Here is a 21298-nt window from a genome sequence, read left to right on the forward strand (position 1 = left end):
GGTGGGGGGAGAGAAAGGGGACCCCGCGCACCCGCCAGAGCCCGTTGACCCTTGCTGCCTTCCGGCCCTGGGGGAGTTCACAGGATGGACGCCGCGCGGGATCCGTGGACGAGTGTAGCGGCACCGTGAACGGAGGGTCCCGGGGTGGGGGCCGGAACCGGTCGCGTAAGGTCTTCCGCGGAGGATTCGCCTAGTGGCCTAGGGCGCACGCTTGGAAAGCGTGTTGGGAGCAATCCCTCAGGGGTTCGAATCCCCTATCCTCCGCGCCTCTGAGCAGCGACAACGCCGGGCGGCCCGTCAAGGGTCGACCCGGCGTTGTTGCGTTCAGTCTCAGTTGCAGTCTCACTTGGCCTTCGGCGAGCCCCAGATGAGGCCACCGACCCGGTCGGCCACGTCGCCGCGGATCGCCCCGGTGATGTGCTGGTAGCGGGCAGCCATCGCAGACGACGACCAGCCCATGAGCCCCATCACCGCGCGTTCCGGAACGCCGAGGAGCAGCAGCACGGTTGCCGCCGTGTGCCGGGCATCGTGGAGCCGGCCGTCACGCAGGCCCGCCTCCGCGAGCAACCGCTTCCAGTGGTGGTAGTCCGTGTTCGGGTTGACCGGCTCCCCAACCGGCGTGGTGAACACGTACCCGGAGTCGCGCCAGAGCTGCCCGGCCGTCAGCCGCTCCGCGGCCTGTTCCTCCCGGTGGTGTTCGAGCAGAACGACCAGCGCGGCCGGGAGCCCGACTGCGCGACGGCCGGCCCGAGACTTGGTGTCGTTCGTCTCGGCACGGACCTGAATCCGGCGCGGGCAGTAGCCGGCCTTGCGCTCACATGATCCGTCGCAGCCGTGCGCGTACTTCGGTCGCAGACGGCCGCGGCGGACCCACATGGTGCCGGTCTCGAAGTCGACGTCCGTCCACATCAGACCAAGTACCTCGCCCTGTCGGAGCCCCAGCGCGAGAGCGATGGCCCACCGAGCCGCGAGCCGACGCTTTCCCGCGACGCGCAACAGCTCCTGGACCTCCTCGACGGAGTAAGGCTCGACCTCGACCTCTTCGAGCCGCGGAGCCTTGGCGAGCTGCGCGGGATTTCTGACGATCCGCCCACGTCGCTCTGCTTCACCGAGAGCAGTGCGGAGGGTCCGGTGGGCCTGGTGCGCCGTTCCCGGGGCACTCCCGTTGGCGATCATCTTCGCGTAGAGGCGCTCCAGGTGCTCGGGCTGCAGCCGGTCGAGCTTGTGCGCACCGAGGCCCGGGATCAGGTGCACGTTGACCGCGACCCGGTAGCCGGCGAGCGTGTTCTCCCGCACGTGGGGAGCGGCGATGTTCTCGACCCAGTAGGTCAGCCACTCCCCCAGCGTCCAGCCCTTCCCGGTGGCCTTCACTCGACCGTCGTCCCGCTCGCGTTCGAGTTGCCGAACGGCCTTGGTCGCGGCGGCCTTCGTCTTGCGCATGACGTGTCGACGGTCAGGGCTCCCGTCGTCCTTGACCCCGACGGTCACCCGTCCATGCCAGGAGCCGTCCTTGCCCAGGTAGACGCTCGAAGCCCCGTTCGGCTGGCGGGTCCGCCCGCTCATGCTGCCTCACCCCGCAGGCCCTCGACGTAGGTGGCGAGAGCGTCCGTCGGGACACGCCGAAGTCGGCCGATCCGGACGGACTCAACCGCGCCGGCGCTGACAAGGGCGTACATCAGGGTCCGCCCGATCCCCAGCCGCTCGGCCGCTTCCTCGATCGTGAGCACGAGCCGCACCGGTGCCGTCCTGTCGTTCATGCTGCCTCGCTCTCAGTTGCCGAACGGTTGTCGGTGGGGTCGGGGGCGGCGATGAGGGCGGCGTCGTAGTCGGCGCGCCATCGCTGCCGTTGGTTGATCGCGTGCAGCAGCAGGACCTGGCGGGGTGGGACATCGGTGTCGCCGGGGGCGGTGCGTTCCCAGGCGAACGGGCCGTCATCGACCGGGTAGGAGGGGGTGACGCCGGCGCGGTCGAGGAGTTGCCGAACGAACTCGGCCCGCTCGGCGCGGTGATCGCCGAGGGACTTGTTGGACCACTTCCGCGACACGAGGACGCGGCGGCCGGCGATGCCGAGGTGTTCGGGGCGGTGGGCCTTGCTCTTGCACTGCCCCGGCTTGGTCGACGGGAGCGCGCCCTTGGGTTGGATGCCGTAGAGCAGCCAGATCCCGCAGCGCGGCGAGCACGGGGTGATGGCGAGTTCGGCGGTGAGCCGGCGGTGGTGGGCGCGTAGCCGGGCGGGTGCGTCGTCGGTGAGCCCGGCCGCCTGGGTGATGGATTTGGTGAGGTACTTGGTCAGGTAGCCGACGTGGCGGCCGGCTTCCTCGGTGCCGCCGAGGATCCCCTTCACGTGGACCTGCGCGCCGAAGGTCACGACGTGCGTGGGCTCGGTCAGGACGTCGGGGTCGGTGGCCTCGTCGAAGGTGGGCAGCGGCTCGCGGGTGGTGGGGTCCACGAAGCCCTTGTGTCGGTCGTCCCAGCGCGGGAGCTGGTCCCCGCTGTGGGTGATCTCGTCGTGGGCGGGCCAGAACACCTGGTGGTACGTGGCGGCGGCGATGGCCCGGAGTTCGGCGCGGGGGATGGCGCCGCGGATGGCGGCGTGGAAGTGCGGGGCGCCGCGCTTCTGCGGCTCGACGGTGCCGAAGTACTGGACCTCCCACCCGACACATCGCCGCGTGTTCTGCCAGAACCGATCCAGCAGCCGCGGGAAGTGGATCGCGTCCCGAGCCGCCCGGCGGTAGTCATAGGTGTCGGGGTCGAGCGCGGCCCCGTGCTTGTCCACCCGCCCGTAGGTGTCGAGGGTGAGCGTGAGGAAGGTCGACGGCCGGTACTTCCCGCCGAACACCTCCCCCAGCGTGCGGTTCTCCACCGGGCGTCGGGGGAGGTCGGGGGCGTCCTGGCGGCGCCGGGTGGAGCGCTTCACCAGCTTCGGGGCGGGATCGAGCGGCGCCAGCCGGCCGCGGACACCAGCCGCGCGGATCTCGGCGTCCAGCTCGGCGACGATCTCGCGGATCTCCTCGCACTCGTAGTCAAGGCCGTCGGTGCGGGCGCAGGTGTAGGCGGCGTGCAGATCCGACCGCATCGCCAGGAGCCGCTTCTGGTGCTCGTTCGGAGTGGCCGGTTTCTCGAACGGTTCGTGCTCGAGGTGCCATCCCTCGCGGGCCTGGACCATCCGTTCGCGGCGTGCCTTCTCCGCGCAGGGCCGGCACTTGTCCTCCTGGGTCGACTTGCACGGCACAGGCACGACGTCGACGCGGCCGGTGCTCATGTCGATGCGACGCATGGCCATCGGGCGGACGCAGACGCCGTTGTCCTCGGCGAGCTGGCGGGCAACGTCATCGGAGAGCGCGAGGAGCGCCTTCTGCGCCCGGGTGAGCGTGTCCTGGTCCACCCGCCCGGCCGGATCGGTCGGGACACCCGCAGCGGTCTGGGAGCCGGTGTCGGTACTCATGCGGCGTCCTCCCACACCTGAGCGTCGGGACCGCGTCGGCGGGTCTGCGCCGTACCAGGGACAGGCTCGTTGCGGATGGCGGCGAGGCGGCGGCGGATCCGCAGCTCCCGGCGGACGAGCTTCACGGCGAGGGTGAGCACGCCGGCGGCGATGAGGGTGCCGATCGCGGCGCCGTACCAGTCCTCGAATCCGGGGACGATGGCCGTGGCGGCGGCGCCGAGGGTGAGCACGGTCATCGCGAGGTGGATCAGGCCGGTGTCACGGCTGCGACCGAACTCGATGCGTCCGCTGGTGGGGGTGTTCACGCGGCCACCTCCGGTCGGGCGGGGACGGGCAGGACGCGAGGGCCGGCGCCGCTCTGGGCGTAGGCGTCGAGCTGGGCGAGGTGGGCGTCGTCGGTGTGGAAGGCGCGGACCCGGTCGATCTGGCGCCGGCCGTCGGTGATCGTCCACGCGACACCCGGTGTGGTCTCCGGGATCTCGTGCGCGGTCGCGCCCCGGGCTCGCGCGCCGTCACCGAAGGCGAGGTCGACCTGGTCGGCCTCGTCCAGCCGGAGCGCGATCTTGGTGGGGAACAGGTGGCGGAAGTCCAGGACCGACTTGCGCGGGTCCTGCACCTGTCCGAGGACCGCGACGCCGGGAGCGCGGCCCTGCGAGCAGATGGTCTGCAGGGCGGCGTTCGCGCGCATCTTCAGGTTCCGGTCGGTTTGGTAGGCGACGACGTCGGCGAGCTCGTCGACAACCAGCAGCAGGAACGGCATCCCGGACTCGGGTGTCCAGGCCTTGGCGTTGGCGTCGCGCAGCATCGCGGCGCGCTGGCGGGTGAGCGCGGCGACGTGCTCCAGGAGGTCGACGGCGTCGGGGCCGTTGTCGTTGACGAGGCGAGTGAACAGGTGCGGTGCGCGCCCGAGTTCCATGCCGCCCTTGGGATCCACCCCGAACACCTGCACGTTCCCGTCGCGGATCGCGGGGGCGAGCGCCCAGAGCAGCGACCACATAACCGACGACTTCCCGGCTCCGGTGGAGCCGACGACGAGGATGTGGTTGCCGAGCAGCCGCAGCACGAACTCCCGCCCGGTCTCCACCATCCCGACGACGAGCCGGCGCAGATCCACGGCCGCCGCAGCGAGGGCCGGCGGTGCGATGGGGGTCGCGAGGGTGTCGCGGTGGATGAGGTCGAGCCAGATCCGGCGGGGGCCGGCGACCCGGACGCGGCAGGAGGTGGCGCCGAAGGAGTGCGCGAGCGCGCCGGCGTGGGCCTCGAACGCGGCCGGGTCCTGGCCGTGGAGCAGCCCGACCAACACGCGGTCACGCCAGCCGTCAGCCCGGACCCGGCGGACGCGGGGGTAGTGCCAGGTGCGGCCGACGCGGTGGGCGATCCCGGCGATGCGCATGGTGCGCCGCCACACGAGCGCGTAGATCCGCAGCCGGCGCCACTCCGAACGCACCTGCCGATCAGCGATGCGGCCGAACGACTCTCGCCAGCGCCACCACCACACGCCGGCCCCAGCGGCGAGGGTCAGGGCGGCGGCGAGGGACCACCACCAGCCAGCCCAGAACCCGACACCGGTGAGGGTGGCGGTGGTGGTGATCGTGACGGGGTAGCGGTAGCAGCGGCGCACCATCTGGTTGACCGACACGGCGAGCAGCCAGGCGGCGATGATCGGGGAGACGACCCAGAGGACCTTGCGGGGCAACATCGTCCACCAGGGCAGACGCGGGCGCTCGATCTCCAACGGTGCGGGTGCGGTCCAGTCCTTGCGGCTCATCGACGGGGCTCCTTGCGGGCGCGGCGGCCGGGGACCGCCGTGAGCGGGAACAGCACGGCCTGGGCGAGGTGATCGGCGCAGCGCCGCCGGCGGCGATCGGGCCGGTCGGCGGAGTCGGGCAGCGGGAAGCGGCAGACCTCGCAGCGGTCGCGGGGGTCGGGCTTGGCGCTCATGCCGCCCGCCCGATCTCCGGAGAGACGGCCGGGGTGGCGAGGTGGTCGCGTTCCTCGGCGGTGGTGCCCCCGATGACGCCCCAGCGCCGGCCGGGCTGCTCGCGGCCCAGGACGTCGGCCAGGCACTCGGCACGGACCGGGCAGGCCGCACAGACCCGCTTGGCCGCGGCGACCCGGACCGGGTAGGTGAGGGCGGTGTCGTCGGGGAAGAACAGCTCCGGATCAGTCCCCGGGCGGGCGCACAACGCGTCGGCGTGCCAGCCGGTGATGCGCATCAGGCCACCCCCAGCTCAGCCCAGTTCGACAGCGCGCCGGCCGCGTCCGAGGTCGGGCGCTGCTCGGCACGGGCACGCCAATCCGACGCGGTCTCCCGCCAGAACCGGGCCTGCTCGCGCTGGTCATCCGCCGCACGACCCGCAGCACGGACGTAGAGAAACGGGACCGCGGACGAGGTGTGGCGGTAGAGGACCTCCCACCACCGAGCGGCCCGGTCGTGGAGAACGGCAAGCCGATCGGCCCGGGCAGCGCGATCGAGCGGGGCGACGGGAGGCCAGTCGCGGGCGGCGTTGAGCTGCACGCGCAGCCGGTAGAACGCCGCGTCCACGATCGCCGGAACCGAACCGGGAACCGCGCGGGGATCGGGAACGAACGGGCGGGGCGGGGTGGTGCGGGTGAGAGTCATCTAGCCTCGGTGTCCTTCCAAGTCTCTGTGTGGCCTGCTCAGGGCGTCATGAGGTGAGGGAGAACGGAGGGGAGTCCGCCGGAATCGGGCTCCCCTCCACCCCGAGAAACGCGGGTCAGGCCGCCTCCGAGTTCTGCCCGGACCGCGGGGACGGCTTCGCACCCACCGCCGGGGCACGCATCCCCGAGGCCCGGAAGCTGTAGGCCACGCGGGGCCGGCCACCGTTCTCCATCACGTACGGGGTCACGGTCAGCCCGTCGAACTCCACCGGGCGGAACGGCATCCCCGCCAGGGTCTCCGGCGGCACCGGCTGATGCGTGGCGGCGATCTTCACGACCACTGTCTTGTCCTGCCGACGCGCGTCGGGGTCCGCGTCGAGGACCGACACCGACCACACCGGCAGCCCCGACTCCTTGTCCAGCTGCTGCACCGGACGACCCGGCGCGGACTTGTCGAAGTCCCGCACCGCCTCGACCTCCGACACCACGTAGGCGCCGTGCGGGAAGACGTCTCCCATCGACACCGCGAACTTGTTCTTGATCGCCACAGTGGGCTCCTCTGCGCTCGGTCCCCGCTGGAAGCCAGCGGTGTTAGAACCAGCTCTATTGGAGCAAGCGCGAAGCGTGCTGTCAATAGAGGGGGTTCTATCGACGCGGCGGGGGAAGATCGCGTGGTACAGCTACCGTTATCAGAGACGACCAGGGAGGACCATTGAGCACCGTGGGGTACCGCGAGCTGGCTGCGATCCTGCGGGACGCGATCCAGCAGGGCGCCTACGCGCCCGGCGACACCCTCCCCAAGCAGGACGAGCTGGCCGAGCAGCACGGCGTCAACGTCAAGACCGTCCGCAACGCTGTCGCCATGCTCGAAGCCGAGGGCCTCGTTACCCCGATCCGGCGTCGAGGGACCGTCGTTCGCACCCCGCCGCCGATGCGTCGCCTGGGCGTGGAGCGCTACAGCAAGAAGAAATGGAAGTACGGCGACGTGGTTGCGTTCGCCGCAGACCGCGAGGCCTCAGGCCGCGAGTGGAAGCCCAGCGACCAGACCCAGACCGTCTCTCTCGTCGACGCCGACGCCGAGATCGCGCAGGCCTACAACATCGACCCCGGCGCACCGGTCTACGCGCGAGCGCGGCTCGTGAAGGACGGCGAGCAGCCCACCCACACGCTCACGAGCTTCTACCTGCCCGCCCACGTCGAAGGCACCCCGCTCGTCGACCCGACACCTGGCCCGGCCGGGCGCGGGGGAGGGTTCGCCGTCCTCACCATGCAGGGCCTCGAACCCGACCACATGACCGAGTCGTTCTACGCGCGAATGCCCACCCCGAACGAGGTCGACCAGCTCGACCTCCCCGCCGGCGAGCCCGTGATGATCCTCAACCGCCGCACCTACACCGCCGACGGCACACTCGTCGAAGTCGCACGAGGCGTCCACGCAGCCTCACGCTTCTCCTGGACCTACTCCTTCGACATCCCCGAGTAGAAGGACCCAGCGATGCCGAACACCACCATCCCCGCCGAGCTCCGCGCCGACGTGGAGACCCTGTGGGAGTTCAACCAGATGCACCACGAACTACGCCCCGTCGACCTCGGCATCGGACTCGGCAGCCACGACCTCGGCGTCGCCACCTACACCGCCGACCTGTACCACCAGGGCTACTTCCCCCGCATCGTCTTCACCGGCGCCAACGCACCCACCACCATCGAACGCTTCCCCCGCGGCGAAGCCGTCCACTACCGCGAACACGCCCTCACCCTCGGCGTCCCCGACGAAGCCATCCTCGTCGAACCCAACGCCACCAACACCGGCGAAAACATCGACTTCACCCGTGGCCTGGTCGAGGAAGACGACCCACCAGTTCGCTCGGTCATGCTGATCTCACGGCCATATCAGCAGCGCCGCGCCTTCGCTATTTGCCGCCTACGCTGGCCGAGCGTAAATATTCTTTGCGCCTCGGAGCCCGTTGATATTGATGCATACATGATTGAGATTGGCGACACCAACCGAGTGATTAATATGCTGGTCGGCGATACTCAACGCCTCTGGCTCTACGCAGCCAAGGGTTGGGCGATTGAACAGAACATCCCGAATTCGGTCAATTTCGCTTGCCGGCGACTAGTCGAGCGCGGCTTCACAAGCCGAGCTATATCTTCACCCTAGAAGCGCATGTGACCACGTGGACATTCGTCGATACGCCGACTCCCGAAGCTAGCCCCGACGCAGCCCTCCTGAAATGCCAGGATTGAAAGCCCATAGCCACGGCATTCAGTGGCCGCCAGGGCCGATCCAGACTAGGGCTGCACACCCGGCGCCACACGGGACGCGCTATACTTTTGTAATGAACGAACAGGTCGAAGTGCATATTCGGCGAGGAGTCCCCGGCCTGTCACTTCCGGATCTGCCGCCGGGGTCGCATCCGTATCCTGACACTGCAGTTGACTTCGCCAAGATCGCGCGCGAGGCTGGCTTGACCGTTACTTTTCAGGATGCAGATCGAAAAGACCGAGTCTATCTGACGCACAACGCTGCCGACTGCTGGCTACCTTCGATTGTAATCGGAGCAGAGTCCTTAATTGCGATCGGGAGCGGTCTTGCAACGCATCTAGTAATTCAATACCTGCGAGGTATTTCAGATCGCCAGGTCTTCCTGCATCTCGAATGTACAGTTACTCACGCTGACGGCTCAACGGAGACTACCCTCCTAGAAGGACCGCGCGAGACAGTCCTAGAATCCTTACGAGAGTTCGAGGTGCGAAACATTGAGCAGGCGCGGGGCGGATCTGCTGAAGCAGGGCATCCGGACGAACAATCAGGTTGAAACAATCGTCGCTATCGAGGGCCCCACCCGGGAGGCCGGAGCGAAGTTGCGCCGAAATATGCAAACACTTCGATCGGCCATGAACCACCTCGAGGACACCGCCACATTTGAGGACGCGCATACGGAACTTGATCGGGCAGGCCGCTTAGCTCGACAGAAATTCGCGGAAGGATGTCACCTAGACCTGGACGAGGACCTTACTTACCATCAGTCGTGCCCAGTCGCTCTGGCGCACAACCGAGTTGGACTGAGCCCAGGCATGATTGTCCGCGAATCGCAGTGCTCCATATGCGAATCCGATCCCGAGGATTGCATCCATATTACAGGCCGCACATACGACGGAGAACGCTGTGTCCGGATTATCAAGGAAGCTGACATACTAGAGGTCTCATTCGTTGCTCGTCCAAACCAACCTGATGCGCGGATAAATCGCGTCAGCGTCGACATCGGGCGTCTTAAAAGAGGTCTCGGATCAGACTTCCACCCAGGCGTGCCCGTGCTATGCGACAATTGTCTGACGCCCTGCGGTGGCGTCTACGATGGTTTCAACAAGTACGCCAACCTGTGACCGACACCCCTAATTGATCCCAGTGCTTCGGGCGGCTTGGATCTTCTTAAGAAGTGCTGCCGCCTCGGTCTTCGCAGGCGCGACGCTCTGCCGCTCGTACTCGTCGCCATGGACAATCGCGTTACGCACTTTAAAGATTCGATCCAGGCGCTTAACATCGTCGGAATCGAGTATGCCGGTATCGATGAGATCGCGACGAATACTGAAGAGTCCGCGACTCTCCCGTCTCTGAGATCCAAGTCTCTCGGTCAGAACAGTGTTTGCTGCACCTTCAATGTCGGCAATCATGCGGACTAATTCGAAGTCATCACCTCGCCTCGCCGTCACGATTCCAATGATTTCATTAACGGTTGCTTCAACATCGTCGCGGCGGCCATCTACTGACACTTCGATCCGAATTCCAGACTGCGGATCGCGGACAGACATCTCAACCTTCCGGCTACGCCTAGCAGATATCGCTGCGATAGCAATAGCCGTCGCGGCGCCAATGAGAGCCGGAATTGCCCCCAGGAGGACCGTCCAGAGGCTGAAGTCGATCACAGCAGCCTCCGCTTCAAGAGAAGAACGATCGTGAAGACAAACGCCGCCATGGAAAGTGCGAAGCACGCCACCACTAGGGGCGACGTCAAGTAGCTGCCCAGGACGCCGGTTGACGCACCCAAGATGGGTGACGCGCCTAGAAGAACGCGGTCCAGCGTGCCGACCTTTGTGCGCGTGCCATACCGCTCTCCGACCTGCTTCGCCCTCACAACGGACCCTGCGGTGATCTCCAGATGCGTCGCGCCATCGGGGCGCGCGTCGATCTCCTGACGCTGACTCTCCTGCGCGAGAAAGTTGGCGTAAGCCTGCACAGCGTCAGCGAACTCAGCTCTCGCGGCAGGTGTCGCGTCATGGAGAGTCACCGTGACACTCGCCGAGACATCCGGCGACGCTCCCGGGCCAGGCCCCGGGGCGGGACCGGGTAGTGACATGCCAACTCCGTTGATCTCGGCGAGCGGCAAGTCTAGCGATCCTTGCCGAATCCACCTCTAGGGGATCAAGGCGCCGCCTCCGGCGGCGCGGGCCGGCCACGCCGGCCCCGCTCGGCTCGCTCGCTCCTGCCTCCGGCCCGCTCGCGGCCGGCGGAGCCAACTACCCGGCCCTCGACAGCCAGGCTCGGCGCACTGAGACACGCCGACGGCGGTCACCCGAACTGCGCTCGGAACCGAATAGCGTCTACGCCAGCGCTTCGGGCAGATCTATCCCGAAGTCGCGATGCGTCCTGCCCGGGGACGTGATGACAAGGAACGGAGCCAGCTTGGACACCCCCAACAGCGACAAGGAACCGGAGCCTGACGGCCCGCGCTACATGAGGCGAGTCCGCCAGGCTGTCCCGTTCGTTCAGATCACCGCTGCTGTCGTGAGCATCATCCTGAACGTACTTCCACTGCTGCACCTGTAGGAGGCGATACTCGCAGGTGGGGGTGTTCCCGCATCCCCGCCTGCGACCTCTTATAGGTACGGTTTCACGGTACAGGCACGGTGTTTACAACCCTAGATTTTCAGTGCCGTGGCGTGTCGCACAGGCGCTACGCGCTACACCCATGCGGGCTCCGCCCACACCCGACACCGCTCAGAGACCAGGGGAGCGTGCCGGCCTCCTCACGGCGCGCCGAGACGGCTACCGGACCGAGGGGCGGGGCACAAGGCGGGACAGCGTGCCTTGCACCCCACCCCTCGCCCCGGCAGGGTGGGACCCGCGCCGCGAGGAGACCAGCACGAGGGCACCTGTGACGTGGAAGAACCACGTCGCAGTGGATCACCCGGGCAGTCTCAGTTTCAGTCTCATTCGCCCGCGTCCGGCTCGGTCCGCCAGGTGCAGCGAGCGGCGCCGGCCCGCTGGTCACGATCTCCACGACCGGCCCTGAACAGTCGTCCACAGACTTGGAAAGCGTGTTGGGAGCAATCCCTCAGGGGTTCGAATCCCCTATCCTCCGCGCTCACGAGCAGCGACAACGCCGGGCGGCCCTCACGGGTCGGCCCGGCGTTGTGGCGTTCGGGGAATGACCTCCGGGCGACGCACGTTCTCCGCCCCATGAGTACCCCCACCCTGGCCCCGGGGCAGGCCCAGCGGCTCGCGGACGAGACCATCGCCTGGCTCACCACGGTCAACGCCGAGGGCGCGCCGGCACCGACCCCCGTCTGGTTCCTGTGGACGGGCGCCGAGTTCCTTGTGTTCAGCAAGCCGCGCACCGCGAAGCTCGCGGGCATCGGGCGGAACCCCCTCGTGGCGCTCCACCTCAACTCCGACGCGCACGGCGGCGACGTCCTGGTCGTCACCGGCACCGCGCGGGTGGACGAGGCGGGGGTGAGCGAGCAGGAGTGGGGCTCCTACGCGGAGAAGTACGGCAGGGGTTTCCGGAGCCTGGGCGTGACGCCTGAGGCCTTCGCGGACGACTACTCGGTGCTGCTGCGCATCACGCCGGAGAGGGTGCGCGGCTGGTGAGACGCCGAACGCCGGGTCCGATCCGGACCCGGCGTTCGTGGCGGTAGCGGTGGGATTTGAACCCACGGATGCTTGCACATCACGCGCTTTCGAGGCGCGCTCCTTCGGCCGCTCGGACACGCTACCGCCGACAAGGTTACAAGCCGGGGTCACGGCCGGTGCAGGCCCCCTGCGAAGAACTCCTTCAGCAGGTCAGCCGCCTCGTCGGCGCGCACGCCGCCCAGCACCTCGGGACGGTGCGTGAGCCTGCGGTCACGCAGGACGTCCCACAGCGAGCCGGCCGCACCCGTCTTCGGCTCCCACGCCCCGAACACCACACGCGAGACGCGGGCCAGCCCGATCGCGCCGGCGCACATGGTGCAGGGCTCGACCGTGACGGCGAGCGTGCAGCCCTCCAGCCGCCACTCGCCGCGCACCGCAGCCGCCGCGCGCAGGGCCAGGACCTCGGCGTGCGCGGTCGGGTCCCCGAGGGCCTCGCGGGCGTTCGCCGCCGCGGCCAGCTCCCGGCCGTCGGGATCGACGACGACGGCGCCGATCGGGACGTCACCCGTGGTCAGGGCCTCGGCCGCGATCTCCAGGGCGCGGCCCAGTAGCGCGTGGTCGGCGGGAGTGGGCAGCATCGGGCCATCATGCCGGGCGTCGCGGATGTGTGTTTCGGCCTACCGGCTCCGCCCGATGGCGGGCTGACGCCCGACGGGCCGACTCGCGGGTAGTGACAGCCCGACTCGCGCGGCGCCACACCCCGACTCGCGGGGTTGGGGGGACTCGCGGGGCTCAGTCGTCGACGGCCTCGGCGAGCTCGTCGGCGAAGCCGCAGCGGCGGCCGATCGCGGCGAGCTGCTCGTCCGGGTACAGCTCCACCTCGCCCGCGAGGACGTTCAGCTCCTCGGCGGGCAGGCCCAGGTCGGCGAGGATCCCCAGGTCCCCCTCGGGCCACGGGTCGTCGTCGAGGGCGTCCTCGTCCGGGGGCAGCTCGACGCGGAGCAGGTCCAGGACGTCCGCCGCGACGTCGTAGTCCAGGGCCGCGGCGGCGTCGGACACCATCAGGGCCACCCCGCCCGGGGTGGGGCGCAGGAGGACGAAGAACTCGTCGTCCACATCGAGGAGGCCGACCACCGCGCCCGTGGAACGCAGCGCCCGCAGTTCGGTGATCGCGGCGCTGAGGTCGACCAGGGCGTCCGGCGCGAGGCGCACGCAGCGCCAGCGGCCCTCCTCCCGGATGGCCGCGATGGCGAACCCGGGCAGGGAAGAACCCTTGACCTCGGTCGGAGCCACCACCGCATGCGTCGGCATGGACCCACGGTAGGCCGATTCGGACTGTGGTACAAACCACAATCCGGTGGACATCCGCGGAACGGCCTCCGCGATGCCAGGATCGGTGTGTGACCGATCTCGTCCCTGGCCTCGCCACCGGCACCGCCGCGTTGCTGGGGGCGGCCCGGTCGCTCCAGCCGCGGACCGTCGCGCTGCGCCGGGCGCTGCACCGCGCGCCCGAGATCGGGCTGGCCACCCCGGCCACCCGCGACGCCGTCCTGGCCGAGCTCGCCGATCTCCCGCTGCGCGTCCATCAGGGCCGTGACCTGGGGTCCGTCGTCGCCGTGCTCGACGGCGGACGCCCCGGGAAGACCGTGCTGCTGCGCGCGGACATGGATGCCCTGCCCCTCAACGAGCCGGACGACGCGCCGCACCGATCGCAGACCCCGGGGGTGATGCACGCCTGCGGCCACGATCTCCACGTCGCGATGCTGTGCTCGGCCGCGCGCCTGCTGTGCCAGCGCCGGGACCAGGTGCCCGGACGGGTGATCTTCGCCTTCCAGCCCGGCGAGGAGGGCTTCCACGGCGCCCGGCACATGATCGACGAGGGGCTGCTCGACCGGCACGGCCCCGGGGGACGGCCCGATGTGGCGTTCGCCCTGCACGTCAGCGCGACGATGCCCAGCGGCGAGCTGCACACCCGCCCGGGCCCGATCATGGCGGCCGCCGACGTCCTGCGGGTGACGGTCACCGGCCGCGGCGGGCACGCGTCCGCCCCGCACCACGCGCTGGATCCCGTGCCGGCGGCCGCGGCGATGGTCGGCGCGCTGCAGACGATGCTCACCCGCCGCGTCGACACGCACGACCCGACGGTGCTCACCGTCAGCCGGATCACCGCCGGGACCACCGACAACGTCATCCCCGAGACGGCCGAGCTCGAGGGCACCCTGCGCACGATGTCGGAGGCCGTGCGCCGCGCCGTCCACACCGAGATCGAGCGCGTCTGCACCCACACCGCACTCGCCCACGGCTGCACCGCGACGGTCCGGATCGAGTCCGGCTACCCCGTCACGATCAACGACCCGGCGGCGGCCGGCCGGCTCACCGACCTGGGCCGACGGCTGCTCGGCGACGCCCGGAGCAGCCGGATGGCCGCGCCGATCATGGGCGCCGAGGACTTCGCCTACGTGCTGGCGCGGGTTCCGGGCGCGCTCGGGTTCCTGGGCGCCTGCCCGCCCGGCGTCTCCCCCGCGCAGGCGGCCCCGAACCACTCGAACCGGGTCCGGTTCGACGAGGGCGTCCTGCCCGCGGGAGCCGCGCTGTACGCCGCCCTCGCCCTGCTCTGAGGGGCCTCTGTAAAGCTGGGCGCGTGATGAGGTTGCGCGATCTGTCCCTGGCCCTGCGGTCCGGCGAGCTCTCCCCCGTCGAGCACGTCCGCGAGGTCCTGGAGAACCTGCGTGGCGACGACCTGAACGCCGTCGTGGAGATCGACGAGCGGGCGATCGCCGTCGCGGAGGAGCGGGCCGCCGAGCTGGCCCGCCACGAGTGGCGCGGCCCCCTGCACGGGGTGGCGGTCGGCGTGAAGGACCTGTTCGACGTCGAGGGCCTGCCCACCCGCGCCGGCTCCGCACTGCTCGCCGACGCCCCGCCCGCCGGCACGGACTCGCCGGTCGTGGCGCGGTTGCGCGAGGCCGGCGCGGTGATCGTCGGCAAGCTGGCGACGCACGAGTTCGCCTACGGCCCCACCGGCGACGTCTCGGCGACCGGCCCCGCGCGCAACCCGCACGACCGGGAGCGGATCACGGGAGGCTCGTCGTCCGGCTCGGCGGCGGCCGTCGCCGCCGGGTACCTGCCGCTCGCGCTCGGCACGGACACCGGCGCCAGCGTCCGGACGCCGGCCGCGCTGTGCGGGATCGTCGGGCTCAAGCCGGAGTTCGGCACCCTGTCTACGGACGGCGTGTTCCCGCTGGCCGAGACGCTGGACACGGTGGGGATCCTGGCCGCGGACGCGCACTCGGCGTCCGTCGCGTGGGACGTGGTGTCGCGCCCGGACGGGACCGGCGGCGGCATCCAGCCGCCCGGGATCTCCGGCGCGCACGTCGGCGTGCTGGTCGACGACTACTGGCAGGCCGCCGATCCGGTGCTCGCCGAGGGCGTGCGCGAGGCCGTCCGGATGCTGGAGAAGGCGGGCGCGGAGATCTTCGAGATCCGCACCCCGTTCACCGGCGAGATGGCGGAGACCTACGGCGAGATCGTCGGCGGCGAGGCGTACGCCACCCACCGGGAGTGGCTCGCGACGCGCCGCGGCGAGTACCAGCCCGAGACGGCCGAGCGGCTCGGCGCCGTGGCCGACCGTCCGGCGCACGCGTACGTCGACGCACAGCGCGCCCGGCGGCGGCTGACGGCCGAGTTCGCCGCCGCGACCGCCGACATGGACGTCCTGATATGCGCCACGACCCGGCTGCGGGCGACCCCGATCGGCGAGCGCACCACGCCCGACGGGCACCCCGTCCGGACGTCGATGCTGGCCCTGACCAGCCCGTTCAATCTCACCCGCTGGCCCGCCGTGTCCGTCCCGGCACCCCTGGCCGAGGGGGAGCTGCCCGGCGGGGTGCAGCTGATCGGCCGCCGGTTGGAGGAGCGCGGGATCCTGCGGGTGGCGGGCGTCCTGGCCCGGGACTGACCTCGTACCCTGCTCCGTCATGCGGGCGCTGTGCGTGGTCGGGACCGGGCTGATCGGCGGGTCGCTGCTGCGCGCCGCCACGACCGCGGGGCGGGAGTGCTGGGGCGTGGCCGGGTCCGACCCGACCGCGGCCGCCGCGCGGGCCGACGGGTTCGACGTCACCACCGACCTCGATGCCGCCCTCCACCACGCCGCCGAGGCGGACGCGCTCGTGGTGGTCGCCGTGCCGCTGCCGGCCGTCGAGGGTGTGCTCACCCGGGTCGACGCGGTGGCGCCCACCGTCCGGCTGACGGATGCGGTGAGCGTGAAGGTGGCCGTCCAGGACCTGGTGACGACGTACGCGCCGCACGCGCGGTACGTCGGCGGGCACCCGATGGCGGGCACCGCCGAGTCCGGCTGGGCGGCCGGCGACGGCGAGCTCTTCCGCGGCGCCGCCTGGGTGGTCGTCGCCGACGACGGCGTGGACCTCGCGGTCTGGCGCGACGTCGCCGAGCTGGCCTGGGCCTGCGGTTCCCGGGTCGTGCCCGCCGCGAGCGACGAGCACGACCTCGCCGTCGCGCGGATCTCGCACCTGCCCCACCTGCTGGCCGCGGTGCTGGCCACCGTCGGCGCCGGCGCGCCGGACGACGACCTGGCCCTCGCCCTGTCCGCGAGTTCCTTCGCGGACGGCACCCGGGTCGCGGGCACCCGCCCGGAGCTGACCCTGGCGATGTGCGAGGGCAACCGCCCGGCCCTGCTCGCCGCGGTCGACGAGGCACTCGGCCGGCTCGGTGTGATGCGCGGCGCGCTCGCCTCCACCGGCGGGCTGAAGGCGACCGTGGAGTCCGGCTACCTCGCCCGGCAGCGCTGGGCCTCGACCCGCGAGCCGCTGGGCCTGCAGGTCTCCCTCGAGGGCCCGGACGTCCTCGCCGAGCTGCGCGAGCTCGGCCGCCGGGGCGACGTCGTCAGCGGCTGGAAGTAGCCCGGGCCGTCAGCTCGACCGTGGTGCGGCGCGGCAGCAACCGGTTCAGGCCGGAAGTCAGCCGGTTCATCCCGCCGGACACCACGCTCGGCGGCCCGTCGCGGCGGTCGAGCGCCTTGAGCGCGGTCGCGACCACCTGCTCGACCGTCTGCTTCCGACCCGACGTGCCCGCCCCCGCCCCGGCCACGTCGAAGAACTCGGTGCCGGTCATTCCCGGCGACAGGCAGAGCACCCGCAGCCGGGTGCCCTTGCTCTCGTACCAGAGCGCCTCGGTGAAGCTCAGGACGAAGGCCTTGGTCGCGGCGTAGACGGCGAGATCGGGGATCGGCTGGTAGGCCGCCAGGCTGGCGACGTTGAGGAGGTACCCGTCGCCCTCCCGCAGCGCCGGCAGCAGCCCCCGACTCAGCCCGACCAGCGCCCCGACGTTGACCGCGACGATCTCCTGCAGCCGGGCCGGGTCCTGGTCGTGGACGCGCCCGTGGTCCCCGAAACCGGCGTTGTTCACCAGGCTCGTGACCCGCACCCCACGCCGCTCGATCTCGCCGGTCACCTCCTCGGCGGCACCCGGCAGGGCCAGGTCGGCCGGCACCACCTCGACCGTGGTGCCGTGGGCGGCGGTCAGCTCCGCGGCCAGAGCCTCGAGCCGCTCGGCGCGCCGGGCGACGAGCACGAGGTCCGAGCCGCGACGGGCGACCTCGCGGGCGAAGGCGGCGCCGATGCCGGAGCTGGCCCCGGTGACGAGAACGGTCTGTGCGCTGTGGTCCATGCTCTGCACCGTATGCCAGTCTGGCACTGAGTGCCACACTGGCACGCTGAGATACACTCCACACCGTGGAGCAGCCTCTCTGGGAACGCACGCGCCGGACCGTCCGCGACGACATCGCGGCCGCCGCCATGGCGCTGTTCGAGGAGCAGGGCTTCGAGAGCACGACGATGGACGAGATCGCCGCACGGGCGGGCGTATCGCGCCGATCGCTGTTCCGCTACTTCGGCACCAAGGAGGACATCGTCCTGCGCAGCCTGACCGCGACGGGCGAGATCGTCGCCGAGCTGCTGCGGGCCCGGCCAGCGGCGGAGGGGCCCTGGGAGGCGCTCCAGGCCGTGGCCGACGAGATGGTCGCCGAGGACACGTGGAGCGACGAGCGGGAGCTCGCGGTCGGCCGGACCTGCCTGTCCACGCCCTCGCTGCGGGCGCGCCGCAGCGAGAAGCACCAGAGCTGGTCGGAGCTGCTGGTGCCGCTGCTCGCCCGGCGCCCCGCGAGTGCCCCGGTGGGCGAGGTGGCCGCGACCGCGATCCTCGCGGCGGGCATGGCCTGCCTCGACATCGCCACCGACCGCTGGGTGGACGGCGGCGCCACGACACCGCTCCCGGAGCTGTTCGCCGAGGCGGTCGCCGCGGTGCGGGGATGAGCGGAGAGCGCGGCCGGCGTGGAGGGCCGGACTAGCGCGGAGGGTCCGGCGAGAACGTGTGGTGCACCGCCTCGACGTTGTTCCCCTCCGGGTCGCGCAGGAACACCGCGTAGTAGCCCGGGTGGTACTCGGGCCACAGCCGCGGCTCGTGCAACACGGCGGCACCCTCCTTGCTGGCGGCGGCGTGCACCGCGTCGACCGCCTCCCGCGACGGCGCGGTCAACGCGAGGTGGACCGGCCGGTTCTCCCCGCCCTCCACCAGCGGCCCGAGCCAGAGGTGGGGGAAGCCGTCCGCCCCGGAGAGGCCCACGACGAGGCCCTCCTCCCGGGGGAACCGCATGGCCTCCTTCAGCCCGGCGGGCCCGAAGACCCGCAGGTAGAAGGCCAACGACGCCTCGACGTCCGCACACTGCAGCGAGAGATGGTCCAGCACGGCCCGAACGCTAGCGTGCGGGTCCGACAGAAATCAGGTCCGCGCCGCGGGTTCCGCCCGCTCGCTGGACACCAGCCGCGCCGAACCCGGCGAGGAGATGACGAACCCGTCGGCATCGATCTCCAGCTCGCGGGTCGCGCCGTCCGTGGTGAACTCGACCACCGCCGGCGAGTCCCCCTCCGCGACGCGCACCGTGCGGTACGCCGTCGACTCGACCGCGACCTGCAGGTCCGGCAGGGACACCCGCACCACCGACAGCTCGACCGCCACGGCCTCGCGATGCGCCCGGAGCCGGCGCACCGGCAGCGAGTGGAACAGCGGGCTGGAGGCCAGGTCGATGTCCACGGCGCCGTCGAACTCGCGGCGCTCGCTGCCCGATCCGTTGTCGAGCAGCCAGAAGCCGTCCTCGGTCCGGCTCATCGTCAGGTGCTTCTCGAAGGCCGTGGTCGCGGCGCTGACCGAGAGGCGGGACAGCGTGCCGTCGTCGCGCACGACCAGGCTGTAGGACGCGGTGAGGTCGCCGTCGGGATCCGGTCGCACGATCCGGCCGAGGGCACGGAACCCGGAAGGGCCCGCGCCGAAGTGCACGCGCGTCCCCTCCAGGCCCGGCCGGCCGTCGGCCTGCCAGGTGAGCATGGTCGTCATCGACACCACCGTAGGGAGCGGGTCCGGGCCACCGGTAGGAGGCCCGGGTCCGGTTCATCCAACACCTCCGGCGGGCCCGATTCCACCCGCCGCCCGCGATCAGGGCTCACGGCGCACCTCGGCGGGGTCGACGTCCGCACGCACCCCGCGCACCGCCGGTCGGCGGAGCCGGCCGGCCGCGGACCAGCCCGTGTGGGCGACCTCGACGGCGACCACCGGCTCGCACCACGCCACCCCGGCGGCGTCCGTGCGCGACGGCCGTTCGGCGAAGGGCGGGGTGTCCCGGCCCAGGTCACCGAGCATCTCGCCGAGCACGCGCTGCACCGGGGCACCTTCCAGGCCGGCCTCCACCCGTCCGACGTAGGCGAGCCCGCGACCGTCCGGGACCCCGAGGAGCAGAGCACCGATCCGGCCGCCGCGGCCCTCGGCGCGGACCCCGCCGACCAGGCAGGTCTGGGTCTGCCGGGGGCTCACCTTCACCCAGCCGGAGCTGCGCACCCCGTCCAGGTAGGGCCCCTCCCGACGTTTGGCGACGATCCCCTCCATCCCCCGCCGCACCGTCGCGTCGAGCAGCGCGCGGCCGTCCGTGTAGAGCGGGGAGAGCTGCAGGGCCGGGACGCCACCGGTCTCCAGGCGCTCGAGGGTGGCGCGCCGTTCGCGCAGCGGCCGTTCCAGCAGGGGCACCCCGTAGAGGCGCAGGACGTCGAACACCATGAACGTGACGGGGGTACGCGGGCGGGCGACGGGCCGGTGCAGCCGCTCGGCCAGGGCCCCGAAGCTCGGCACCCCGTCCTGCAGCAGGACCACCTCGCCGTCGAGCACCACGTCCGGCGCGATCGTGGGCAGCCCGGCCAGCTCGGGGAAGGTGGCGGTGACGTCCCGACCGCCCCGCGTCCGCAGCCGCAGCTCACCCTCGGTGACCTCCGCGAGCAGCCGCATGCCGTCCCACAGCACCTCGTAGACCCATTCCGGCCCGGTCGGGAGGGGGCCGGGAGTGGCGAGCATGGGCTGCACCCCGTCATGCTGTCACCATGCGTGCGATGTGGAGCGGTGCCGTGTCCTTCGGGCTGGTCAGCGTGCCCGTCAAGTTGTACACGGCGACCACGAACCACGATGTCCGCTTCCACCAGGTCCACGGCGCCGACGGCGGGCGGATCCGCATGAAGCGGACCTGCACGGTGTGCGGCGAGATCGTGGAGTACGCGGACATCGTGAAGGGCTACGAGACCGAGGACGGCGAGCTGATCACGCTCGACGACTCCGACCTCGACTCGCTGCCGGTCGTGAGCGGCCACGAGATCGACGTCGTCGAGTTCGTGCCGTCGGACCAGATCGATCCGCTGCTGTTCGACAAGAGCTACTACCTCGAGCCGGAGACAAAGGCCGCCAAGCCTTACGCCCTGCTGCGCGAGGCACTGGCCGAGACCGACCGGATGGCCGTCGTCCGGTTCGCGCTGCGGCAGCGGGAGAGCCTGGCCCTGCTCCGCGTGCGGGACAAGACGATCGTGCTGCAGACGATGCTGTGGCCGGACGAGGTGCGCGAGCCCGCCTTCGACGTCCTCGACCAGGACATCGAGCTGCGGCCGCAGGAGAAGCAGATGGCGGCCTCGCTCGTGGAGAGCATGGGTGCGGACTTCGATCCCGCGGACTTCCACGACGAGTACCGGGACGCCGTCCTCGAGCTCATCGAGTCGAAGAAGGAGCACGGCGACGCCAAGCCCGCCCCCGTCGAGGCCAGGAAGGAGGACGAGGGCGACTCCATGACCGACCTGCTCTCGGCCCTGCAGGCCAGCGTGGAGGCGGCGAAGGGCCGTTCCGGGGCCGCGAAGAAGGACGAGCCGGAGCCGGAACCCGAGCCCGAGAAGAAGCCGGCCCCCCGCAAGCGCACCACCACCCGCGCCAAGAAGGACGACGACGGCGAGGACGCGGAGAAGAAGCCCGCGACCCGGAAGCGCAAGACCGCGTGACCCGTG

26 protein-coding genes, 2 tRNA genes and 1 other RNA gene are annotated in these 21298 nt (G+C 70.9%); 10 read left to right on the forward strand and 19 right to left on the reverse strand.

The window, feature by feature from the left end; translation table 11 throughout:
- Positions 1-12 precede the first annotated feature (12 nt).
- Positions 13-107, reverse strand: an RNA gene (ffs, locus tag ABD324_RS29690) — signal recognition particle sRNA small type.
- Positions 108-179: 72 nt separating this feature from the next.
- Between ffs and ABD324_RS29695 the strand changes: the two genes are divergently transcribed.
- Positions 180-264 (forward strand) — tRNA-Ser (locus tag ABD324_RS29695).
- 78 nt (positions 265-342) lie between these two features.
- Here the strand turns inward: ABD324_RS29695 and ABD324_RS29700 are convergent.
- The 9 genes from ABD324_RS29700 to ABD324_RS29740 form a co-directional block, all read right to left on the reverse strand.
- Entirely contained in the window at positions 343-1563 is a 1221-nt protein-coding gene (locus ABD324_RS29700) for a tyrosine-type recombinase/integrase (protein ID WP_344424525.1), read from the reverse strand.
- On the reverse strand, positions 1560-1757 hold the full coding sequence (locus ABD324_RS29705; protein ID WP_344424528.1) for a helix-turn-helix domain-containing protein: 198 nt from the start codon (positions 1755-1757) through the stop codon (positions 1560-1562). The genes ABD324_RS29700 and ABD324_RS29705 overlap by 4 nt, the downstream gene beginning before the upstream one ends.
- On the reverse strand, positions 1754-3445 hold the full coding sequence (locus ABD324_RS29710; RefSeq protein WP_344424531.1) for a replication initiator: 1692 nt from the start codon (positions 3443-3445) through the stop codon (positions 1754-1756). The genes ABD324_RS29705 and ABD324_RS29710 overlap by 4 nt, the downstream gene beginning before the upstream one ends.
- Positions 3442-3750 (reverse strand): hypothetical protein, encoded by a 309-nt coding sequence (locus ABD324_RS29715; protein WP_344424533.1) that lies wholly within the window; start codon positions 3748-3750, stop codon positions 3442-3444. The genes ABD324_RS29710 and ABD324_RS29715 overlap by 4 nt, the downstream gene beginning before the upstream one ends.
- On the reverse strand, positions 3747-5213 hold the full coding sequence (locus ABD324_RS29720; protein WP_344424536.1) for an FtsK/SpoIIIE domain-containing protein: 1467 nt from the start codon (positions 5211-5213) through the stop codon (positions 3747-3749). Before ABD324_RS29720 ends, ABD324_RS29715 begins: the two co-directional genes overlap by 4 nt.
- Positions 5210-5386, reverse strand: coding sequence for a hypothetical protein (locus ABD324_RS29725; protein WP_344424539.1), 177 nt, complete (start codon positions 5384-5386; stop codon positions 5210-5212). Before ABD324_RS29725 ends, ABD324_RS29720 begins: the two co-directional genes overlap by 4 nt.
- Entirely contained in the window at positions 5383-5661 is a 279-nt protein-coding gene (locus ABD324_RS29730; protein ID WP_344424542.1) for a WhiB family transcriptional regulator, read from the reverse strand. The genes ABD324_RS29725 and ABD324_RS29730 overlap by 4 nt, the downstream gene beginning before the upstream one ends.
- Positions 5661-6068 carry a hypothetical protein gene (locus ABD324_RS29735; RefSeq protein WP_344424544.1) on the reverse strand — a complete coding sequence of 136 codons (408 nt, stop codon included), beginning with the start codon at positions 6066-6068 and terminating at the stop codon, positions 5661-5663. The genes ABD324_RS29730 and ABD324_RS29735 overlap by 1 nt, the downstream gene beginning before the upstream one ends.
- Positions 6069-6183: 115 nt before the next feature.
- A complete protein-coding gene (locus tag ABD324_RS29740) occupies positions 6184-6615 on the reverse strand; it encodes a plasmid replication, integration and excision activator (RefSeq protein WP_344424546.1) in 432 nt (143 codons plus the stop codon).
- Positions 6616-6788: 173 nt separating this feature from the next.
- On the opposite strand from ABD324_RS29740, the gene ABD324_RS29745 reads away from it, so the two are divergent.
- From ABD324_RS29745 to ABD324_RS29755, 3 genes are all read left to right on the forward strand, one after another.
- Positions 6789-7550 carry a GntR family transcriptional regulator gene (locus tag ABD324_RS29745; protein ID WP_344425506.1) on the forward strand — a complete coding sequence of 254 codons (762 nt, stop codon included), beginning with the start codon at positions 6789-6791 and terminating at the stop codon, positions 7548-7550.
- A gap of 12 nt (positions 7551-7562) precedes the next feature.
- Complete coding sequence (locus ABD324_RS29750; RefSeq protein WP_344424549.1) at positions 7563-8228, forward strand: YdcF family protein; 666 nt, start codon at positions 7563-7565, stop codon at positions 8226-8228.
- 178 nt (positions 8229-8406) lie between these two features.
- Positions 8407-8886, forward strand: a complete 480-nt coding sequence (locus ABD324_RS29755) for a hypothetical protein (RefSeq protein ID WP_344424552.1) — start codon at positions 8407-8409, stop codon at positions 8884-8886.
- A 577-nt stretch (positions 8887-9463) separates the two neighbouring features.
- Here the strand turns inward: ABD324_RS29755 and ABD324_RS29760 are convergent.
- A complete protein-coding gene (locus ABD324_RS29760) occupies positions 9464-9994 on the reverse strand; it encodes a hypothetical protein (RefSeq protein WP_344424554.1) in 531 nt (176 codons plus the stop codon).
- Positions 9991-10305, reverse strand: coding sequence for a hypothetical protein (locus ABD324_RS29765; protein ID WP_344424557.1), 315 nt, complete (start codon positions 10303-10305; stop codon positions 9991-9993). The genes ABD324_RS29760 and ABD324_RS29765 overlap by 4 nt, the downstream gene beginning before the upstream one ends.
- 1223 nt (positions 10306-11528) lie before the next feature.
- Here ABD324_RS29765 and ABD324_RS29770 point away from each other — a divergent pair.
- Positions 11529-11939 (forward strand): TIGR03667 family PPOX class F420-dependent oxidoreductase, encoded by a 411-nt coding sequence (locus ABD324_RS29770; RefSeq protein WP_344424560.1) that lies wholly within the window; start codon positions 11529-11531, stop codon positions 11937-11939.
- Positions 11940-11977: 38 nt separating this feature from the next.
- On the opposite strand, the gene ABD324_RS29775 is transcribed toward ABD324_RS29770, so the two are convergent.
- The 3 genes from ABD324_RS29775 to ABD324_RS29785 form a co-directional block, all read right to left on the reverse strand.
- Positions 11978-12065 (reverse strand) — tRNA-Ser (locus ABD324_RS29775).
- Between the two features lie 23 nt (positions 12066-12088).
- Positions 12089-12559: a nucleoside deaminase gene (locus ABD324_RS29780; RefSeq protein WP_344424563.1), complete on the reverse strand. Its 471-nt coding sequence runs from the start codon at positions 12557-12559 to the stop codon at positions 12089-12091.
- Positions 12560-12713: 154 nt separating this feature from the next.
- The gene (locus tag ABD324_RS29785) at positions 12714-13232 is read right to left on the reverse strand and encodes a tRNA adenosine deaminase-associated protein (RefSeq protein WP_344424566.1); all 519 of its coding nucleotides are present in this window, start codon (positions 13230-13232) and stop codon (positions 12714-12716) included.
- Positions 13233-13321: 89 nt separating this feature from the next.
- Between ABD324_RS29785 and ABD324_RS29790 the strand changes: the two genes are divergently transcribed.
- Genes ABD324_RS29790 through ABD324_RS29800 form a run of 3 tightly spaced genes read left to right on the forward strand, consistent with a single transcriptional unit; the run spans position 13322 to position 16837 of the window.
- Positions 13322-14539, forward strand: a complete 1218-nt coding sequence (locus ABD324_RS29790) for a M20 metallopeptidase family protein (RefSeq protein WP_344424569.1) — start codon at positions 13322-13324, stop codon at positions 14537-14539.
- Positions 14540-14565: 26 nt separating this feature from the next.
- Complete coding sequence (locus tag ABD324_RS29795; protein WP_344424571.1) at positions 14566-15876, forward strand: amidase; 1311 nt, start codon at positions 14566-14568, stop codon at positions 15874-15876.
- Positions 15877-15895: 19 nt separating this feature from the next.
- Positions 15896-16837, forward strand: coding sequence for a prephenate dehydrogenase (locus ABD324_RS29800; protein WP_344424574.1), 942 nt, complete (start codon positions 15896-15898; stop codon positions 16835-16837).
- Here ABD324_RS29800 and ABD324_RS29805 read toward each other — a convergent pair.
- Complete coding sequence (locus tag ABD324_RS29805; RefSeq protein WP_344424576.1) at positions 16821-17603, reverse strand: SDR family NAD(P)-dependent oxidoreductase; 783 nt, start codon at positions 17601-17603, stop codon at positions 16821-16823. The genes ABD324_RS29800 and ABD324_RS29805 overlap by 17 nt on opposite strands.
- A 65-nt stretch (positions 17604-17668) precedes the next feature.
- Between ABD324_RS29805 and ABD324_RS29810 the strand changes: the two genes are divergently transcribed.
- On the forward strand, positions 17669-18247 hold the full coding sequence (locus tag ABD324_RS29810; RefSeq protein ID WP_344424579.1) for a TetR/AcrR family transcriptional regulator: 579 nt from the start codon (positions 17669-17671) through the stop codon (positions 18245-18247).
- A gap of 31 nt (positions 18248-18278) precedes the next feature.
- Here the strand turns inward: ABD324_RS29810 and ABD324_RS29815 are convergent, their stop codons facing one another.
- The 3 genes from ABD324_RS29815 to ABD324_RS29825 all read right to left on the reverse strand — a co-directional run bounded on the left by ABD324_RS29815 (position 18279) and on the right by ABD324_RS29825 (position 20330).
- The gene (locus ABD324_RS29815; RefSeq protein WP_344424582.1) at positions 18279-18680 is read right to left on the reverse strand and encodes a VOC family protein; all 402 of its coding nucleotides are present in this window, start codon (positions 18678-18680) and stop codon (positions 18279-18281) included.
- A 33-nt stretch (positions 18681-18713) separates the two neighbouring features.
- Positions 18714-19325 (reverse strand): putative glycolipid-binding domain-containing protein, encoded by a 612-nt coding sequence (locus tag ABD324_RS29820; RefSeq protein WP_344424585.1) that lies wholly within the window; start codon positions 19323-19325, stop codon positions 18714-18716.
- Between the two features lie 99 nt (positions 19326-19424).
- Positions 19425-20330, reverse strand: a complete 906-nt coding sequence (locus ABD324_RS29825) for an ATP-dependent DNA ligase (RefSeq protein ID WP_344424588.1) — start codon at positions 20328-20330, stop codon at positions 19425-19427.
- Positions 20331-20356: 26 nt separating this feature from the next.
- Between ABD324_RS29825 and ku the strand changes: the two genes are divergently transcribed.
- Entirely contained in the window at positions 20357-21292 is a 936-nt protein-coding gene (ku, locus tag ABD324_RS29830; protein ID WP_344424591.1) for a non-homologous end joining protein Ku, read from the forward strand.
- Positions 21293-21298: the final 6 nt, after the last annotated feature.

It is taken from the genome of Pseudonocardia ailaonensis (assembly GCF_039531635.1).
GTDB lineage: Bacteria > Actinomycetota > Actinomycetes > Mycobacteriales > Pseudonocardiaceae > Pseudonocardia > Pseudonocardia ailaonensis.

Bases quoted from the DNA above. Each gene is read 5' to 3' on its own strand.
- ABD324_RS29700 (WP_344424525.1), bottom strand. From the start codon at position 1,563: ATGAGCGGGCGGACCCGCCAGCCGAACGGGGCTTCGAGCGTCTACCTG.
- ABD324_RS29705 (WP_344424528.1), bottom strand. From the start codon at position 1,757: ATGAACGACAGGACGGCACCGGTGCGGCTCGTGCTCACGATCGAGGAA.
- ABD324_RS29710 (WP_344424531.1), bottom strand. From the start codon at position 3,445: ATGAGTACCGACACCGGCTCCCAGACCGCTGCGGGTGTCCCGACCGAT.
- ABD324_RS29720 (WP_344424536.1), bottom strand. From the start codon at position 5,213: ATGAGCCGCAAGGACTGGACCGCACCCGCACCGTTGGAGATCGAGCGC.
- ABD324_RS29725 (WP_344424539.1), bottom strand. From the start codon at position 5,386: ATGAGCGCCAAGCCCGACCCCCGCGACCGCTGCGAGGTCTGCCGCTTC.
- ABD324_RS29730 (WP_344424542.1), bottom strand. From the start codon at position 5,661: ATGCGCATCACCGGCTGGCACGCCGACGCGTTGTGCGCCCGCCCGGGG.
- ABD324_RS29735 (WP_344424544.1), bottom strand. From the start codon at position 6,068: ATGACTCTCACCCGCACCACCCCGCCCCGCCCGTTCGTTCCCGATCCC.
- ABD324_RS29750 (WP_344424549.1), top strand. From the start codon at position 7,563: ATGCCGAACACCACCATCCCCGCCGAGCTCCGCGCCGACGTGGAGACC.
- ABD324_RS29755 (WP_344424552.1), top strand. From the start codon at position 8,407: ATGAACGAACAGGTCGAAGTGCATATTCGGCGAGGAGTCCCCGGCCTG.
- ABD324_RS29770 (WP_344424560.1), top strand. From the start codon at position 11,529: ATGAGTACCCCCACCCTGGCCCCGGGGCAGGCCCAGCGGCTCGCGGAC.
- ABD324_RS29780 (WP_344424563.1), bottom strand. From the start codon at position 12,559: ATGCTGCCCACTCCCGCCGACCACGCGCTACTGGGCCGCGCCCTGGAG.
- ABD324_RS29785 (WP_344424566.1), bottom strand. From the start codon at position 13,232: ATGCCGACGCATGCGGTGGTGGCTCCGACCGAGGTCAAGGGTTCTTCC.
- ABD324_RS29795 (WP_344424571.1), top strand. From the start codon at position 14,566: ATGAGGTTGCGCGATCTGTCCCTGGCCCTGCGGTCCGGCGAGCTCTCC.
- ABD324_RS29800 (WP_344424574.1), top strand. From the start codon at position 15,896: ATGCGGGCGCTGTGCGTGGTCGGGACCGGGCTGATCGGCGGGTCGCTG.
- ABD324_RS29805 (WP_344424576.1), bottom strand. From the start codon at position 17,603: ATGGACCACAGCGCACAGACCGTTCTCGTCACCGGGGCCAGCTCCGGC.
- ABD324_RS29820 (WP_344424585.1), bottom strand. From the start codon at position 19,325: ATGACGACCATGCTCACCTGGCAGGCCGACGGCCGGCCGGGCCTGGAG.
- ABD324_RS29825 (WP_344424588.1), bottom strand. From the start codon at position 20,330: ATGCTCGCCACTCCCGGCCCCCTCCCGACCGGGCCGGAATGGGTCTAC.
- ku (WP_344424591.1), top strand. From the start codon at position 20,357: ATGCGTGCGATGTGGAGCGGTGCCGTGTCCTTCGGGCTGGTCAGCGTG.